Origin of the sequence: Gordonia westfalica (genome assembly GCF_900105725.1) — a bacterium.
Classification (GTDB): domain Bacteria; phylum Actinomycetota; class Actinomycetes; order Mycobacteriales; family Mycobacteriaceae; genus Gordonia; species Gordonia westfalica.
Genome location: NZ_FNLM01000034.1, coordinates 111,888 through 129,763, shown reverse-complemented (window position 1 = coordinate 129,763; position 17,876 = coordinate 111,888). Strand labels below are relative to the sequence as shown.

The following is a 17,876-nucleotide window of genomic DNA, read 5'->3' as shown; positions in this document are numbered from 1 at the left end:
ACGGTGTCATGTCACACTAAGCGGATGAAGGTGCGGCGCAGCCTCGCGATCAAGATCGGATCGATCCCCTGGATGCCTCGTTTTCTCCCGCAGATCGTGGTGGGTGACAACGCCATTCAGACCGTCACCGGCAATCGGGTCACCCTGCTCGACATCGCCGATCTCCCGAACATCACCATCCGGGTGGCAGGTCGCAAGACCGGCGCCATCCGGACCACACAACTCCTCGCGGTGCCCGACGGCGATGACTGGCTGATCGCCGGCTCGTACTTCGGCGGACCGAAGATGCCTGCGTGGGTGTACAACATCCGGGCCGCCGACACGATCGAGATCGTCGTCGGCGGAGAGGTTTCCGTCGCCGTCCCGACCGAACTCGAGGACGCCGACCGCGACGCGGCGTGGCAGAAACTGCGCACGGTGTGGCCGAACTTCGACCTGTACGAGAAGCGTACGGACCGCCGGATCCCGGTGTTCCGGTTGCGCCCTGCGGCCGCGTAGGTCAGGTCACCGGCTCGGCGGTGAAGGACGGTGTGTCGGCGGTGAGGTCGACGCCACCCACCAGATACTGCGCGTCCGTCGTCTCGACCCGAGGGCCGTTCTTGTCGTAGTCCGGGGTGTAGGCGACGCGCCACTCGACGGCGCCCGCGACGTCGACCGTGCCGAGGTCCTCGTCGTCCGGCGTGGACTCGGCACTCGCGGTGGGCCGTCGGAGCAGGTATCTGAGCCCTGACAGGTCGCGCGGCGCCGTCCACCGCACGCTGCCGTCCACCGCGGAGCGGAAGAGTCGCTGCGTGCATCCGGCGACGTCCGATCCGGCATCTGCCCGAGTCGACGCCGCACACCGGGTGAGGTGTGCCGAGACCGCGTCGCTGACCGCGGAGACCCCGGTGGGACTCAGTTCGGCGACCACTCGCGCCGTCACCGGTTCGTGAGGTCCGAGCGGCGCATCGTCGACGGTGCGTCCGATGAAATCGGTGTCGCGTGAGCCCCAACGCTGGGGCCCCGGGAAGAGGAAGACGGTGTCGCCGGCCTTCACCTGCGCACCGAACAGCGTCGGGCTCGGGATCAGCAGCGACTCGATGCGCACTTTCACCGCACCGTCGACGACCGCCCACCCGTCCCCGGACCGCGTCACCCCGATCGGGACGTCGACCTGGCGTGACCCGAGGCGATACCGCGCCCGGACCGACGTCGCGGTCTCACCCGGATCGTCGACCTCGATATCCGAGATAGCCGCTTCGGCCCGCTGCTGGCGCAGTACTCCGTCGGTGAGGAAGCGGGCGTCCGGGCGTGGGTCGACGACGGTCAGGGCCGCCGAGGCGTCGGCTTCGGCGAGCGCCGTCAGATAGGTGCGGACCGCATCCTCGGGTGTGCGGGCCCGCTCGTCCTCGCGGGAAAGTCCCACGAGGAGAGCGGACACCAGCACGACAGCGAGGAGCAGCGCCCCGACGCCGAGGAGGATCGTCCACCTCCGGCGACTCATCCCGGGCGACCCGCCCGGGGCGTCGGGAACCCGATCAGGAATCCGATCCGGCCGCGAACGATTCGGTCAGGCTGCCCGCGAGAAGCTTCGCGAACTCCGCCGGGTCCTCGAGCTCGCCGCCCTCGGCGATCACGGCCATGCCGTAGACGAGCTTCGCGGTCGGGACCAGCTTGTCGTGATCGCCGTTCGCATAAGCCTTGTTGAGCGCCGCGACCAGCGGGTGGTCGGGGTTGAGCTCGAGCGCACGCTTGGACTTCGGGAACTCCTGTCCCGAGGCCCGGTACAGCTTCTCCAGCTGCGGCGACATCGAGAACGTGTCACCCACCAGGCACGCCGGCGATTCCGTCAGCCGCGACGACAACCGGGTCTCGCTGACGTCGTCGGACAGTGTGGTGGTCAGCCACGACAGCAGGTCGGCGTAGGCCTTGTTCTGCTCGTCCTTCGACGTGTCGTCGGAGTCGGAGTCGTCGGCGTCGAGATCGACCGCCCCTTTGGCGACCGACTGGAACGACTTGCCCTCGAACTCGGCACCGGCCGACACCCACATCTCGTCGACCGGGTCGGACAGGACGAGCACCTCGATCCCCTTGGCGCGGAACGCCTCCATGTGCGGGGAGTTGACGATCTGCTGCCGGGACTCGCCGGTCATGTAGTAGATCGTGTCCTGGCCGCTCTTCATCCGGCCGATGTAGTCGGCCAGCGTCGTGAGCTCCTCCTCCGAGTGGGTGCTCGCGAAGGACGACGCCTTGAGCAGCGCGTCGCGGTTGTCCGGGTCGTTGACGAGGCCTTCCTTGATCACACGCCCGAAGCCGTCCCAGAAGGTGCGGTAGTCGTCGGGGCGGCTGTCGCGCATCTCGGCAACCGTCGAGATGACCTTCTTGGTGAGGCGACGACGGATCGCGCGGATCTGCCGGTCCTGCTGCAGGATCTCGCGCGAGACGTTGAGCGAGAGATCCGCGGCGTCGACGACACCCTTGACGAAGCGCAGGTACTCCGGCATCAGCTCGGCGCAGTCATCCATGATGAACACGCGCTTGACGTACAGGTGGATGCCGACCTTGCTGTCCCGCATGAACAGGTCGAACGGCGGCTGCGTCGGGATGAACAGCAGCGCCTGGTACTCGAAGGTGCCCTCGGCCTGCAGGGTGATGGTCTCCAGCGGCGCGTCCCAGGCGTGGGACACGTGCCGGTAGAACTCGTGGTACTCGTCGTCGGTCACGTCCGACCGCGACTTGGCCCACAGGGCCTTCATCGAGTTGATGGTCTCCGCCTCGACGATCGTCTTCGTCTCGGGGGTCTTGTCCTCGTCGGACTCGGTGTCGGAGTCGGGCGTCTCGACCGGGACCGTCTTCTCGACGTCCATGCGGATCGGCCACGCGATGAAGTCGGAGTAGCGCTTGACGAGCTGCCGGAGCTTGGACTTGTCGGCGTAGTCGTACAGGTGGTCCTCGGTGTCGACCGGCTTGAGCGCCAGGGTGACCGAGGTGCCCTGCGGCGCGTCCGGCACGTCGTCGATCGTGTAGGTGCCGTCGCCGGTCGACTCCCAGCGCGTACCGATGCTGTGACCGGCCTTGCGCGTCACCAGAGTGACCTTCTCGGCGACCATGAACGTCGAGTAGAAGCCGATGCCGAACTGGCCGATGAGTTCCTCGGCTGCGGCGTCGGAGACGCCCTTCTCCCGTGCCTCGGCGAGCGAGCGGCGCAGTTCCGCGGTGCCCGACCGGGCGAGTGTGCCGATGAGTCCGACGACCTCGTCGCGGGTCATGCCGATGCCGTTGTCGGCGACGACCAGGGTGCGCTTCTCCGCGTCCGGGTCGAGGGTGATGTGCAGGTCGGAGGTGTCGACGTCGAGATCCTTGTCGAGCAACGACTCCAGACGCAGTTTGTCGAGCGCATCGGATGCGTTCGAGATCAGCTCACGCAGGAAGCTGTCCTTGTTGGAGTAGATCGAGTGGACCATGAGATCCAGCAGCTGCCGGGTCTCCGCCTGGAACTCGTGAACTTCGGGCTGAGCGCTCATCGCAGACCTCCATGTTCTGTTCTCGGATGTTCTGTTCTCACGTGTACGTTCGCCGACCTGCCGTTTCGGTGCCGTGATCCGACCCCCGGACCCGGGCCCGACGCGACACGTCGTGACGGACACCGACTTTACCGAGCACCGGTATGGCTACCCTGGGTCGGGGACCGACTACCCCGGTCACGGATGGTGCCCGAGAAGCACCATCACGCGGGGAACGATCAGGAAGCCAGGTGGATGGGTACGCCTCGACTGCTGCTGGTGCATGCACACCCCGACGACGAGTCGCTGTGGACCGGCGGGCTCACCGCCCGTCATGTCGACGCCGGCGGCGAAGCCGACCTGGTGATGTGCACCTGGGCCGAGGGCACGATCCGGCACCAAGAGCTGACCGAGGCCGTCGACATCCTCGGCATGCCGCGCCCGCCGATCATGCTCGGCTACGCCGACGATCGCCGCCCCGAATCGGCCCCGGACGCCGAACGACTGTGCGCCGCGTCGTTCGACGAGCAGGTCCGGGCACTCACCAAGCACATCCGCGAACTCAAGCCCGACATCGTCGTCACCTATGACGCGCTCGGCATCTACGGACACCCCGATCACGTCCACGCCCACCGCTTGGCCTGTGCCGCCGCCGATGCCGCGGCCTCGACGAAGCTCTACCACCGCGCCGGTCCGGCCTGGCGGGTCCGGTCGCTCTACTTCGCGACGATCCCCGAGTGGATGATGGACCTGCTCGCCCCCGGCCTCTTTCCCGAGATCCCGCGCGAGCAACTGCCCGGCACACCGGATTCCGAGATCGACGTGGTCGTCGACGTGTCGGATCTGGCGGCGCGCAAGAAGGCCGGCGTCACCGCACACCGGTCGGAGGTCGACCGGAGCCGGGCGATCGCGGGGTTCATGTCGCTGCCCGACGAGATCCAGCACAAGTTGCTGGGCGTCGAGTGCTACCAGCGACGTGATCTCGTGCCGGGTGGGTGTGACCTGATCTGACCCTTCGAGGCTCGTCGCTATCGCTCCTCGCACCTCAGGGAGCGAGAATCGGATCGCTTCGCTCACACCTCAGGGAGCGAGAATCGGGGCGCTTCGCTCACACCTCAGGGAGCGAGAATCGGGGCGCTTCGCCCGTACCTCAGGGAGCGGCGGGTCCGATCGCGGTGAGCGTCGACCGCAACCCGCTGGCGCGCTGCACGCGTCGGTTCACGGCCGCGGCGAGGACATCGGCGGTCCCGACGATCCGCACCCGGCTCCGTGCGCGGGTGATCGCGGTGTACAGGAGCTCACGCGTCAGCAGCTCCGAGCCTGCCGGCGGCAGGACGACGGTCACCTGGTCGAACTGGCTGCCCTGGCTGCGGTGGATGGTCATCGCGTGAACCGACACCACGTCGGCGAGCTGGGTGGGGTGCAGCAGCCGGATCTCGCCGCCGCGGCGGAACGCCACCCGCACCGAATCCGTCGCGCCGGCGTCCGGATCGGCGATCACCACGCCGGTGTCGCCGTTGAAGGTCGAGGTCTGGCGGTCATTCGCCGTAACCAGGATCGGTTGTCCGACATACCAACCCATGTGTTCGGCCTCGGTGGTGCCCAGCCAGTCGGTGATGCGCGTGGTCCAGCCGCGCACACCCCACGAACCCTCGCGGTGCGCACACAGGACCCGGTGACTGTCGAGGGCGTCCAGGGCACCCTCCGCGTCACCCTTCCCGGCTGCGGCGCGCAGGCCACGACCCCAGCTCAGGATGTCGCCGGCCACGCCGTCGAGATCGTCGGGTGCCACCAGCTCGACATCGTCGATGTCCGGTGACGTGACCAGTTCCAGGACCGCGTCGGGATCGCCGGCGTTGACCGCGGCGGCGACCTGCGAGATGCCACCGCCGAACCGGAACTGCCTCCGCAGGGTGATCACGCCGTCGGCCAGTCGCGCCACGTCGTCGGGGTCGAGTCGCTCGGCGGCGGGGTCGAGGCCCACCGCATCGAAGGCCTGCGTCAGAGTCGCCGGCAATTCCTCCGACCCGGCGTCCGGCAGGTCGGTCCGCTCGACGAGGTCGGCGAGCACGGCACCCGCCTCCACCGAGGCCAGCTGATGGGGATCGCCGACGAACACGACCCGCGCGTCGGGGCGGACGGCGTCGAGCAGTCGACTCATCGCGGTCATCGACAGCATCGACGTCTCGTCGACGACGATGACGTCGTGGGGCAGCGTGCGACCGCGTCCGTACCGGGGGTTCGAGCCGGGGCGCCAGCCGAGCAGCGAATGGAGTGTGACCGCGTGGGCGGTGACCGGCAGCGTGGATTCGGCCTCGACCGAGGCCTGGAGTTGCGCGGCGGCGCGGCCGGTGGGTGCGCAGAGGCCGATGCGCAGGCCAGGTCCCTGGAGACGGTCGAGGACGGCGAGGATGCGGGCGACGGTGTAGGTCTTGCCGGTTCCCGGGCCGCCCGCGAGGACCGTCGTCCAGCGCGTCGCCGCCACCGCAGCCGCCAGCTTCTGCAGTGTGCCGTCGTCGGGTGAGGAGTAGACCGTCGCGACGGCCTCGCCGAGCGCCTCGGTGTCGACCGACGGCGACGTCCGCGCCCGCCGGTCGAGGATCTCCCGGATCGTCTGTTCCTGTCGGAAGTACTTCTGTAGGTACACGAGTGGGCCGTCGACGGAATCCCGCACCACGAGCGGCCGCAACGGTCCCGCGTCGCTGCCGGTGACGAGCGGACTCGCCGCCAGCGCGTCGAGAAGATCTCGCGGCGAGGGCATCTCGATGTCCGCGGCGCCCTCCCCCGCCAGTTCGCCGATGCGATCCAGCGCGAGGCAGGTGGAACCCAGCCGCACCGCGCGAATCGCGAGGGCGGCACCGAGCCGGGCGTCGTCGGATACGGGTTCGCCGCACATCCGGATCAACCGGTCGGTGATGTGCAGATCCGCGGCGGCCAGGAGACCCGCGGTGTTCCATTCGGCGAGTGTGCCGGTCGCCGAATCGACGCGCTGGACATCGGGTGTGCTCATCGGCCCTCTCCTCGGGTTCCGGCAGCCCCGCTCGTCCCGAGACCGGCCAGCGCATCGGACAGGTCCACGACGAGCCCGGCGGGCAGCACCCACTCGAAGACACCGCAACCGGGTGGGGTCTCCGGACCCGCCATGCCGCGCACGAAGTGGTACTGCACCGGACCGAGATGACGCTCCGGGTCGTAGCCGGACACGCGCCATCGCAGATAACGGTGCAGTGCAACCGAATACAGCATCGCTTGCAGCGGATAATGGGCAGCGATCATCTCACCGGCCATCGCCTCCGCGTCGAAGTCCTCGACCACGAGGTCGCCCGGCAGGATGCGGTTGGTCTTGTAGTCGACGATCACGTAGCGGCCGTCCGGGGTCCGCAGCACCGAATCGATGCTGCCGGTGAGGAATCCGCGAAGCCGCCGGCCCGGCACCGCTCTCAGGTGCTCGGCGTAGCCGCGCAGCGAATCCGACTCCGGCAGGTGCAGTTCCAGCAGATCGGCCAGACGACCCAGCGTCGTACCCTCACCGGACGCGACCTCGTCCGCCGGACCGAGCGGCAACTCGAAATCGAGTTCCGCGAGGCGATCACGAGGATCGATGCTCCACAGGTCCCCGAAACCGAGAGGCGTGGTGAGCACACCGACCAGCGCGGCGACGAGCCGATCGGGGTCGATGTCCGCGGCAAGCGCGCCGAGCGCTCGGGAACACAGTTCCCGGACATGCGCTTCGACGTCGGGCGCGGAGGTGTCGACGTACTCGAGGACCTCGTGGACGAGGGTGCCGAAGGCCGCACCGTACGGTAGGCCGTTCATCAGCGAGGGCATACCGGGCCGGGTTGCGGCCGAGGCGGTTCCGGCATCTTCCGCGACCTCGCCGGGCAGAACGATCGGTTCGTCGTCGAGGATGTCGGTCGCCTCGTCGTCGGGTTCGCTCCCGGTCTCGACCACCGAGGCCGACGGTCCCCCGGGCGCACCATGTGCGCCATGGGCCACGTCGGCGGTAAGAGCCGAATACGACGTACGGCGCCAGTCCTGATCGATCCGGCGATCGAAGCGCGCGATGCCCAGAGATTCGGCACCTTCCCCCGCGTCGGCGGCCGGAGCGACCGCATCGGCATCGATGCGGCCGGCGGGTTCGACGGAGATCGCGGGATCTCGCGCGGTCAGGGTGCGCAGGACGCCCACGCAGTCGACGTCGGCCTCCGGGATGGCGACGTCGGTCGCGACGGTCCATTCCGGTTCCCCGGCCGACGATCGAACCGCGTCCTCGCGACCGAAGACCAACCGGTGGAGCGGTCCGGTCGTGGTGTTCCGCGACGGCGCCCACCACGCGACGACCTGCGACTCGGCGCGGGTGAGTGCGACATACAGGAGTCGCAGATCCTCCCCCGCGACCTCTTCCGCGTAGCGCCGGCGTCGGGCCGCACGATCCGGGGCCTGCTGGCCACCCACGTCGAGCCGGCGGGTCCCGGTGTCGTCGTGGTAGGTGATGTTCCCGCGGTCGTTGACCCACGTGCCGTCCCACCCGTAGGGCACATAGACGATCGGGAACTGCAGCCCCTTGCTCGCGTGCACGGTCATGATCTGCACGGCCTGGGTGTCACGGTCGAGTCGACGGCTCTGGTCCTCATAGCGCCGTGAGGAGGTGTCGGTGACCCGTTCGGTCAGCCACTCCACGAGCGCGCTCAGTCCCTCCCCGGTCTCGACGACGTGCTTGTTGCACAGCGCCGACACCTGGATGAGGTCGGTGAGGGTGCGTTCGCCGTTCTCGACGGTGAGAACACGTGCCGCCACCTCATGGGCGTCGAAGAGACGTTGCGCCATCGCGGCGAACCCGCCCTGCGCGAGAACCCGGGCGAGCATGGACAGTTCGGCTCCGAGTTCGGCCACCTCCGGCTCGGATGCGGTGGCAACCCGTTCGGTGGACCAGCCGAAGAGTGCGGTCAGGGCGGCCATACGCACCCGGTCGGCGCGGGAGGGTTGCTCGACGGCGCGCAACACCCACAGCCATTGCTGGGCGGCCGACGTCGAGAAGACGTTGACGCCCGACCCGATCACGGAGTTGATGCCGCGTTCGGCGAGTTCGGCCTGGAGGGGCTCGATCGTGCTGTTGAGCCGCACGAGGATCGCGATGTCGCCGGGGTCGACCGGCCGGGAGACACCGCCGAGGTCGATGCGGGCGCCCTGGGCCAGCACGTCGGCGATGTCGTCGGCGACGTCGGCGGCGATGCGCGAACGAACCTCCTTGACGCCGGGGAGATTGAACGAGTTGAGGGAGGTGAAGTCTCCGCGCAGGAACGCGCGCAGGCGCAACGGCGGACGGCCCTCGAGACGACTGCCCGCGAACGCGGCCTGCACGGGCCGCGCCACGATGTCCGGATGTCCCAGCGTCGCACCGCCGTACAGATGCTGCAGTGCCCCGACGAGCGCGCCGTCCGAGCGCCGGTTCACGTCGAGCGCCCGCAGGGTGTCGGCCGACGACACGGCCGCGAGGTAGCTCAACACCTCGGCGCCGCGGAAGCCGTAGATGGACTGTTTCGGATCGCCGACGAGAATCATCCGGCGGTGACCGTGGAAGCAGCGGCGCAGGATGTCCCACTGCAGCGGATCGGTGTCCTGGAACTCGTCGACCAGCACCACGCCGAAGGTGTCGCGAATCCGTCGGCACGCACGATCGCCGACCACCTCGTCGTTGACGATCCGGTGCAGGATCGCCTGGAGGTCGTCGTAGGTGCGGACGCGGGCATCCCGCTTCCGGGTCTCGACATGCCGGCGGACCGCCTCGGCGAAGCTGACCCGGCGGGCCGCGATGTCGTCGGCGACCGGGCCGTCGGCGAGTTCACGCTCGCTCGGCGCGAGTTCGACCGAAGCCTGGCGCACGGCGTCGCGTGCGATCTCCCGCGCCTCGGCGAAGCTGAATTCCGGTGCGTCACTGGCCCAGAAGCCGCGCAGGTAGAGGTCGAGGGCAACCTCCTCGGTGAGTTCGTCGACCTCTTCGACGATGGAGTAGACGAGCTCTCGTTCGCCGAGGAATCCCAGCGCCTCCAGCATCCGGTTGCAGAAGGTGTGGGTCGTCGCGATCGTCGACGCATCGAAGTCGCTCAGGGCGCGGGCGAGGTTCCGGCGACGCGCGAGGATCTCATCCGGTGTACCGCTCGCGAGTTGCCGCAACAGGGCGTCGTCGCCGGCCTGGGCGGGACCGGACAGGACCTCCGCGGGATCGGCGAGGGCGTCGAGCAGTTCACGGACACGAGCCCGCATCCGGTCGCGCAGTTCGGCGGTGGCCGCCCGGCTGAAGGTGACGAGCAGCATCTCCGAGATCGGCACGCCGTCGGCGAGACAGCGGGCCGCGAGACCCACGATCGCGTAGGTCTTGCCCGTCCCGGCACTCGCCTCGAGCACGGTGGTGTGTTCCGGCAGTTCGGCGGTGATGTCGAAGGTCTCCGGGCGTCTCATGTGCCCTCCCGGTGGTGGCCGACGGGAACCCAGACCGCGCGTGCAAGTCCGGTGAAGAGCGGTTCGTCCTCTGTCAGAGCCAGTTCCACGCCGCCGAGGATGCGGTCGGCCGGTGCCCGTTCCTCGAGCAGGATGTCGAAGTCGACATCGGCGAGGACGTCGCCGCCGAAGGCCAGCTTGAGGTAGCGGTCGTGGCTCGGACCGAACTTGTCGTCGAAGACCTTGCGTGCACTGTTGAGCGCCCAGTGGCTCCGGCGACCGGGACCGTCGTTGTCCACGAAGGTGAACGCGGGTTCCAACGGCAGCGGCAGCGGGCGCCGCAGGCCCTCGTCCCGCAGCCGGACGAGCTGATCGAGCAGCGGCACCGGATCCTCGGGGCGACGAAGGGTGAGCGTGGTGGTCCCACCCCCGCGAGCGGCCCGGCCGACCGACACCGCGGAGCCGACCCGCGCGGCGCCTGCATTGCCCTGGGCCGCGGACGCGGCGACCGCGAGCAGCGTGATCCAGGCGCTCAGTTGCTGTTTGGCCTTGAGTCGCGAGTAGGTGGCACGCACCAGCCGTGCCTGTCCGTCGTCGGCGGTGAACACATCGCCGACGGTGCCGTGCACGCGTCGGCCGTCGGGCAGCGTGACCAGGATGTCCAGGGTCTCCGGCGACCCCGGGCGCAACGGTGCGACGACGCCGTGCAGACGGGTGACCGCACGCGAGATGGCCTGCAGTTCGCGTGTTCCGAAGGCGAAGGGCGGCAACGTGCCCCGCCGGAGCTCGGCGGCTTCGCAATCGCCGATGGGCACCCCGGCCAGCATCCGGGTGAGGAACCGGTCGCCGATCCCCCACTTGTCGAGCGGGTCGAGTTCGACGTCGAGCTGGTCGTCGTGGGGCGTCTCGTCGTCGGGGATTCGGGCGCCCAGGCGTTGACGGACGAAGGCGGTGATCGGATCGACGTGGAAGTCGATGAGCGACGTGAGGTCGATGTCGGCGAGCTCCGCGGTCGGCTCGGGGGCCGGAAGGATCTCGCGGGCGGCGGGCACCATCGGTTCGGCCGGTCCCCGGAGGGCTCTCGCTCCGGCGAGCAGCGACGCGTCGTGGCTGAACGGACCGGCGATCCCCGTGATTCCCCCGTCAACGAAGTTGCGTGCGTCGAAGCCGTGTAGTGAATGCCGCCGGACGATCGACGGGCGGTCGGGACCGGTGAGGCCGTCGAGGGTGTCGATCAGTTCGCTGACCACGACGGCGGGCGGGATGTGCCGTCCCGACACCGGGTCGGCGCCGCTGTAGAAGACGAGCAGGTTGTCCTGCGCCGAGCCGATGGCGTCGAGGAAGCACTGGCGGTCCTCGTCGCGCGGATTGCGTTCCCCCACCAGCGGATCGACGCCGAGTACATCGTCACCGTCGATGCGCTGTACACGCGGGAACACCTCGGCGTCGATGCCCAGCAGCACGATGACCCGGTGGGGCACCGAGCGCATCGGCACCATCGTGCAGACCGTGAGCTCACCGGTCCGGAAGTTGGATCGCGTGGGTCGACCGGCGATCAAGGCGGACAACAGGTCCCGCACGTCGGCGAGACGCAGGATCTCCTCGGTGGTGCCGAAGGCGTCCTCGAGCATCCGGATGGCCTGTGCGCGCTGCCAGTCGTCGGCGGGCGCGGTCGCGGTGAGCGAACCGACCGCCTCGACGAGTGTCTCGGCCCAGCGGTGGGCCGGTGCGGGTGTGGTCAGCTCGGCGAGAACACCACCGAGACGGTCGAGGAACTCGTCGAGCCGTCCGACGAGGTCGATCCCGGTGCTCTCCACACCCGCGAGTGGCAGTGCGGTGCCGAGCCATTCGTCGTCGGTCTCCTCGGCGACCACACCGAGGGCGATGCGGTCGAGACCGGCGTCGAAGGTGCCCTGCCGGAAACGCTCGAGACCGAACCGCGCGCGTTCCGCCGCACCGAGGCCCCAGCGGACATTGCTGTGCCCCAGCCATTCCCGGACCAGGTCCAGGTCATCATCGGTCATCGCGAATCGCGCGCGGACGGGTTCGGTCCCGAGCAGATCGAGGATGTCGCCTGCGGTCACCCGGCCGGCGGCGAGTTCGACCACGCCGACAACGGTGTCGATGACCGGGTTGACGTGCCGCACGCCCCGGTCGGCGAGGCGCACTCGCAGATCGAAGGCGGGATGCGGTAGTCCGGCCTGACCGAAGGCACCGCGGATCAGCGGCGCGAAGGTCTCGACGTCGGGGCACATGATCAGGACGTCGCGGGGTTCGAGGGTCGGGTCGTCGGCGAACAGGTGCAGCAGTCTGTCCCGCAACACCTCGATCTGTCGTTCCGGGCCGTGGCACGCATGGACTTCGACGGACCCGTCGTCGGTGAGTTCGGCGGCCCGGGCCGCACCCGGGTCGTCGTGCATCCCGGCGTCGTCGCGGATGCCGGCCTGCAGCGCCCCGAGCAGCTTGTCCGGCAGCGGCGTACGCGGCGGATGGTGGACGTCACGGTCGACGATGTCGCCCAGACGCAACTGGAGTTCCTGGAGATCCCGGGACAGTCCGGCCAGCAACGGGTTCGGGAGTTCGGGGACCGGACGCTCGCTCCGACGCGGCGGCACGTTTACACCGGGCCGCTCTCCGTTCGGCGCTCCCTCCGCACTCACGCGCAGGGCCTCCCACAGACTCGGACTCGCGTGTGGGACGAACAGGTGGACGTCGTGGTGGACGCTCACCGCCGAGATGATGTTCCGGAACGACTCGGTGATCCGCGTCGGACCGAACACCGACAGGCGTTCGGGAAGGTGGGCGACCCCGGCATCGGTCCGTAGACGGTCGCACACCTCGCCGAGGACCTCCGCCGGATGCGGCTGCCCGATCTCGGCGCGCACCGCGCGCCAGAACCCGGCCTGCCAGGCCAGGTCGTCGCGCAGCGGGCCACCGGCACCGTCGAGGTCGTCCCCGGCCGCCCAGCCGGCGATCATCGACGGCCGTGAGCGTCCGTATCGCTCGAAGAGTTCGGCGAGATGGCGTGCCGTCGCATAGCGGCGTCCGATCCGGGGCGACGACTCGTCACCGGCACCGATGTGGCGGGCGATGACCGTCAGTTCGGGGTCGTCGATCCGCGCATCGAGGACCCGGAGCACCGGCCAGGCCAATTCCGCGGCGCGCCAGGGATTCGACGCCGACAGCGGGGTGTCGGTCGCGAACCGTTCCCCGGCCAGCACCGCGGCCGAGATCGCGTCCGCCAGGCGGCCGGGACCGGTGAAATCGATGTTGGCCGCGATGCCGTCCGACGATCCGGGACCGGAACCGAGGCGACGGGCGAGATGCTGGGCGAGCCAGCGTTCGACGCCGGCCGCCGGCACCGAGACGATCTCGGTGGACATCGGATCGTCGAGCGGTGTCGACAACACCTCTGCCAGCGCGTCGGCAAGGGTGTCGGTGCGCTCGGCGCGGTGGAGGATCAGCACCCGGGCGCGGTCAGCTCGCGGTGTTCGCGCTTGCCGAGTGGAACCGCACCGGCTCGCCGAGCGCGCCGGTCAGAACCTCACGCAGGTGCTCCGGAATCGGCGTCGGCCGGCCCACCGCCGGGTCGATGACCACCATCGTCGTCTCCGCGGTCGCGCAGAGGACGCCCTCTTTGTCGAACAGGCGCAGAGCCATCACGAACGATGAGCGACCGACCCGCCCGACGCACGAACGTACGGTCACCGGGTGCGTCGAGTAGTGGACGGGCGCCGAGAACTCGACGTCCTGGCGAGCCACGAGGAAGGAGAAGTCGCGCGGCCCGTCGGGCACCCACTCGTGGAACGAGCGGACGCGGGCCTCCTCGAACAGGCGGGAGATCTGCACGTTGTTGATGTGATTGTTGATGTCCATGTCGCCCCATCGGAGGTGGACGGGGATCTCGAGGGCATAGTCCGGTGCAGAGGGTTCAGAAGCCACGGCAGCAACCTTATCGGCGGAACACGCCGGCCGTGTACTGCGGTACCGACCGTTCCGAGACCGTAGACTGCGCCCGGGGAACAGGTAGACGCGCTGGCAGGCGGCCGCCGCCGCACGTCTGAAAGAAGTACATCCGCGGCTCGTCGCCGACGGAAGTCGGGCAGTGAGGGGCCTCAGGTGAACATCGACACGACACGGGCACGTCTGCGCCCGGTGTCCGCGATGGACATCGACGACCTCGTCCACCTCGACAGCGATCCCATGGTCATGCGATTCGTGAGCGGCGGTGCACCGACCCCGCGCGCGGTCATCGAGGACTGGGTACTACCCCGAGCCGAGTCGGAGCGGAGGCTGTACGGAACCGGCACGTGGGTGCTGTGCGACCCGGCCACCGGCGCATTCCTCGGCTGGACGTCGTTGCGGACGCCGCGTCACAGTCGCCGGCCCGAACTCGAGTTGAGCTACCGCATCCGCCGGACGGCGTGGGGGCGCGGTCTGGCCACCGAGGCCGCGTTCGCGCTCACCGCGTTCGCCTTCGATCACCTTCACACCGAGCGGGTCTTCGCCAGCACCGTCGCCGGCAACATGTCGTCGCGACGGGTGATGGAGAAGCTCGGCATGACACTCGCGGGAATCCATGTGGGTGACGAAACCGTTGATCCGAACATGGCCCCCCATCCGCTCCACCTGAGTCCCGACCGGTACGAGGTGGAGTACCAGATCCTGAAGACCGAATGGCAGCGACAATCTCTGCGCTGGTCATCAGCGGGTGACCTCACCGCGTGACCATCCGGGCGGGCCAGTCGCCGACGGTGACCTCGGTTACCGCGCGGCGCCACACCGTCCTGGTCGCGCCCGGTCGAGCATCATTGACTACCGTTGTGGGCAAGTACGGTTTCGCCTCGGCCGTCGACCCACGCGGTTCGGCCCCGTGACGACACGAAATGCACGCGGTACCGAAGCACAACCGTCCCCCAACGAGCGAGAAGGAGATGTCTGGAGATGAGCAGCCCCGCCGTCCAGGCCCCCGCGGTAGCGGCCACCGACCGCAGAAAAGTGGTCATCATCGGCTCTGGCTTCGGCGGATTGTTCGCCGCCCAGCGTCTGGCGAAAGCCGACGTCGACGTGACGTTGATCGCCAAGACCACCCACCATCTCTTCCAGCCGATGCTCTACCAGGTCGCCACCGGGATCGTCGCCGAGGGTGAGATCGCCCCGGCCACCCGCGTCGTGCTGCGCAAGCAGAAGAACACCTCCGTGCTGATGGGCGACGTGTTCGACATCGACCTCGAGGCCAAGACCGTCACCTCGCGGCTCCTCGAGCGCATCACCGTCACCCCGTACGACGACCTGATCGTCGCGGCCGGCGCCGACCAGTCGTACTTCGGCAACGATCACTTCGCCGAGTACGCGCCGGGCATGAAGACCATCGACCACGCGCTCGAACTCCGCGGCCGCATCCTCGGCGCGTTCGAGCAGGCCGAGCTGTCCCACGATCCCGCCGAGCGCGCCAAGCTGCTCACCTTCGTCGTCGTGGGTGCCGGTCCCACCGGTGTCGAGCTCGCCGGGCAGATCGCCGAGATGAGCGACAAGACCCTCAAGGGCGCTTTCCGCAACATCGATCCCACCGAGGCCCGCGTCATCCTGCTGGACGCCGCCCCCGCCGTGCTGCCGCCGTTCGGCCCCAAGCTGGGTGGCAAGGCCGCGGCCCGTCTGGAGAAGATGGGCGTCGAGATCCAGCTCAACGCGATGGTCGTCGACGTCGACTACGACGGCCTGGTCGTCAAGGAGAAGGACGGCACCACCCGTCGCATCGAATCGCAGTGCAAGGTGTGGTCCGCCGGTGTTCAGGCCAGCCCGCTCGGCCAGCAGCTCGCCGAACAGTCCGGCGTCGAACTCGACCGCGCGGGCCGGGTCAAGGTCGGACCCGACCTGACGATCCCCGGTCACCCCGAGGTCTTCGTGGTCGGCGACATGATGGCCGTCGACGGCGTGCCCGGCGTCGCGCAGGGCGCCATCCAGGGTGGCCGCTACGCCGCGGATGCGATCAAGGCCGAGCTCAAGGGCCAGACCCCGGACCAGCGCAAGCCGTTCAGCTACTGGGACAAGGGTTCGATGGCCACCATCTCGCGGTACTCCGCGGTGATGCAGGTGCCGGTCCCGGGCTTCAAGAAGCCCTTCGAGACCGAGGGCTACTTCGCGTGGCTCGGCTGGCTCGCACTGCACCTCGTCTACCTCGTGGGTTTCCGCAACCGCCTGAACACGCTGATCAACTGGTTCTTCGCCTTCACCACCAAGGGTCGTTCGCAGCTCGCCGTCACCGAACAGCAGGTGTACGCGCGCACCGCTATCGGGCAGTTGTCGGCACTGGAGAAGCAGGCCGCCGAGGGCAATGGAACCGGGTCCGACGCCGCGGCCGCGAAGACCGATTCGGGAACCGTGGACTCGGCGACGACAGATGCGTCCGGCTCGGTGCCCACCGAGGGCAAGGACGCTGCGGGCAAGGAGTCCGAAGCAGCGAGCTGACGCCGAAGCCGACAGACCTACAACAGCGCTGGTCCCCTATCCGTTGGGGACCAGCGCTGTGGTGTCGAGGGCGTCGGTCAGGCGGCGCGTCGCCGTCACCGAGGTACCGAGCGCACTGGTGAGGGTGGCTTCCCCGGCGAGACGCAGACGCGCCGCGAACTCGCTCGGATGGACTTCTTCGACGCGGTCGTCCGGGTAGCGGAAGACGCTGCTCATCGCTCGGTGGCCGATCGCGGCGGCGGGCGTCGACGCGCCCAGCGCGATCCGGTGCGCCAGCCACACCTCGCCGCCGACCGTCACCCGTAGGCCACCGGTCCAGGAGCCGGTGCGGTCTCGGTCGATTCGCTCGAGGCCCGCGGCCGTCGCCCGTTCGCTCTGCACTGACCGGCCGATCTGCACGTGCTCGTACAGATCGAGGGTGGCGGTCGGGTCGAGGTCGGCGACGATGTCGGAGGTGTGGACCGCGCCGCCGGCGACCACGGTCGGTTGCGGATCGAGGCGAAGACGTCCACCCGCGCCCACCTCGACGTCCCACCGGGCGCGGGAATCCGCCCGGTCCCGGGCCGGCAGGGCGATCGTGGCGGCCACGCTGCCCACGCTGAGGTGCGCACCCGGCTCCACCCGTATGCGGACGGCTATCTCGTCGCCACCGAGCGGCGTCGCGGCGGTGCCGATCAGCTGGACGTGGCCGGGTGAGGTCACCCGGACGGCGAGACCACCGGTCGCGCTGTGCCGCACACCGCGGTCGGCGGTCGCGGTTATCTCGACGTCGGTGCGCATCGCTATCCGGTCGTCACCGGTGCGGCGAGCTGCTCGCGGACCCAGGCCAGCACGTCGGTCGCGGCCGGGTCGTCGGTCAGCGAGATCATCGCCGTCGGCCGTCCCTCGCGGACCTTGTCCGCATCCCGACGCATGACCCCGAGGTCGGCGTTCACGCGCTCGGCGAGGTCGGTCTTGTTGATCACGAGCAGATCCGAGAAGGTGACGCCCGGACCGCCCTTGCGCGGCACCTTGTCGCCGCCGGCGACGTCGATCACGAAGATCTGGACGTCGATGAGGCCGGTCGAGAACGTCGCGGTGAGGTTGTCGCCGCCGGACTCCACCAGGATCAGGTCGAGCGGCGGATTGGCGTCGACGAGGTCGTCGATCGCGTCGAGGTTCGCGGTGATGTCGTCACGGATCGCGGTGTGTGGGCAGCCGCCGGTCTGCACCGCCGTGATCCGCTCGTCCGGCAGGACCGCGTTGCGGCGCAGGAAGTCTGCGTCCTCGGTCGTGTAGATGTCGTTGGTCAGCACCGCGACCGAGAGCTCGTCGCGCAGCTGACGGCAGAGTGCGGCGACGAGGGCCGTCTTGCCGGACCCGACAGGGCCGCCGACGCCGATCCGCAGAGCCTCACCGGGTTCGCGCTTCCGGCGGGGCCGGTCGTGGTCGTGGGTGTGGGGCTGCCCGTCGATGAGATGCGGGGGCATCGTTGGCTCCTCTCGGTCG

General features: G+C 69.2%; 12 protein-coding genes. 4 read left to right on the top strand and 8 right to left on the bottom strand.

Translation table 11 applies throughout. The features are described 5' to 3' along the window. The first annotated feature begins 24 nt into the window (after positions 1 to 24). A complete protein-coding gene (locus tag BLU62_RS05850; RefSeq protein ID WP_074848666.1) occupies positions 25 to 498 on the top strand; it encodes a nitroreductase family deazaflavin-dependent oxidoreductase in 474 nt (157 codons plus the stop codon). A gap of 1 nt (position 499) precedes the next feature. On the opposite strand, the gene BLU62_RS05845 is transcribed toward BLU62_RS05850, so the two are convergent. Both BLU62_RS05845 and htpG read right to left on the bottom strand, forming a co-directional pair. After that, positions 500 to 1,483 (bottom strand): hypothetical protein, encoded by a 984-nt coding sequence (locus tag BLU62_RS05845; protein ID WP_074848663.1) that lies wholly within the window; start codon positions 1,481 to 1,483, stop codon positions 500 to 502. A 34-nt stretch (positions 1,484 to 1,517) separates the two neighbouring features. Next, positions 1,518 to 3,503, bottom strand: coding sequence for a molecular chaperone HtpG (gene htpG / locus BLU62_RS05840; RefSeq protein WP_074848662.1), 1,986 nt, complete (start codon positions 3,501 to 3,503; stop codon positions 1,518 to 1,520). A gap of 234 nt (positions 3,504 to 3,737) precedes the next feature. On the opposite strand from htpG, the gene BLU62_RS05835 reads away from it, so the two are divergent. Beyond that, positions 3,738 to 4,493 carry a PIG-L family deacetylase gene (locus BLU62_RS05835; protein ID WP_074852711.1) on the top strand — a complete coding sequence of 252 codons (756 nt, stop codon included), beginning with the start codon at positions 3,738 to 3,740 and terminating at the stop codon, positions 4,491 to 4,493. A 139-nt stretch (positions 4,494 to 4,632) separates the two neighbouring features. Here BLU62_RS05835 and recD read toward each other — a convergent pair whose 3' ends face one another. From recD to BLU62_RS05815, 4 genes are read right to left on the bottom strand one after another with little or no spacing between them, the layout of a single operon-like run. Continuing rightward, complete coding sequence (gene recD / locus BLU62_RS05830) at positions 4,633 to 6,492, bottom strand: exodeoxyribonuclease V subunit alpha (RefSeq protein ID WP_074848660.1); 1,860 nt, start codon at positions 6,490 to 6,492, stop codon at positions 4,633 to 4,635. After that, complete coding sequence (locus tag BLU62_RS05825) at positions 6,489 to 9,941, bottom strand: UvrD-helicase domain-containing protein (protein ID WP_074848658.1); 3,453 nt, start codon at positions 9,939 to 9,941, stop codon at positions 6,489 to 6,491. Before BLU62_RS05825 ends, recD begins: the two co-directional genes overlap by 4 nt. Continuing rightward, positions 9,938 to 13,387: an exodeoxyribonuclease V subunit gamma gene (recC, locus tag BLU62_RS05820; protein WP_074848657.1), complete on the bottom strand. Its 3,450-nt coding sequence runs from the start codon at positions 13,385 to 13,387 to the stop codon at positions 9,938 to 9,940. The genes BLU62_RS05825 and recC overlap by 4 nt, the downstream gene beginning before the upstream one ends. A 10-nt stretch (positions 13,388 to 13,397) precedes the next feature. After that, a complete protein-coding gene (locus tag BLU62_RS05815) occupies positions 13,398 to 13,862 on the bottom strand; it encodes an acyl-CoA thioesterase (RefSeq protein WP_074848655.1) in 465 nt (154 codons plus the stop codon). A 177-nt stretch (positions 13,863 to 14,039) separates the two neighbouring features. On the opposite strand from BLU62_RS05815, the gene BLU62_RS05810 reads away from it, so the two are divergent. Next, a complete protein-coding gene (locus BLU62_RS05810; protein ID WP_074848653.1) occupies positions 14,040 to 14,648 on the top strand; it encodes a GNAT family N-acetyltransferase in 609 nt (202 codons plus the stop codon). A 216-nt stretch (positions 14,649 to 14,864) separates the two neighbouring features. Then, entirely contained in the window at positions 14,865 to 16,388 is a 1,524-nt protein-coding gene (locus tag BLU62_RS05805) for an NAD(P)/FAD-dependent oxidoreductase (RefSeq protein ID WP_074848651.1), read from the top strand. Positions 16,389 to 16,424: 36 nt separating this feature from the next. Here BLU62_RS05805 and BLU62_RS05800 read toward each other — a convergent pair whose 3' ends face one another. Continuing rightward, complete coding sequence (locus BLU62_RS05800) at positions 16,425 to 17,168, bottom strand: urease accessory protein UreD (protein WP_074848649.1); 744 nt, start codon at positions 17,166 to 17,168, stop codon at positions 16,425 to 16,427. 2 nt (positions 17,169 to 17,170) lie between these two features. Then, the gene (gene ureG / locus BLU62_RS05795; RefSeq protein WP_074848647.1) at positions 17,171 to 17,857 is read right to left on the bottom strand and encodes an urease accessory protein UreG; all 687 of its coding nucleotides are present in this window, start codon (positions 17,855 to 17,857) and stop codon (positions 17,171 to 17,173) included. Between the last annotated feature and the right edge of the window lie 19 nt (positions 17,858 to 17,876).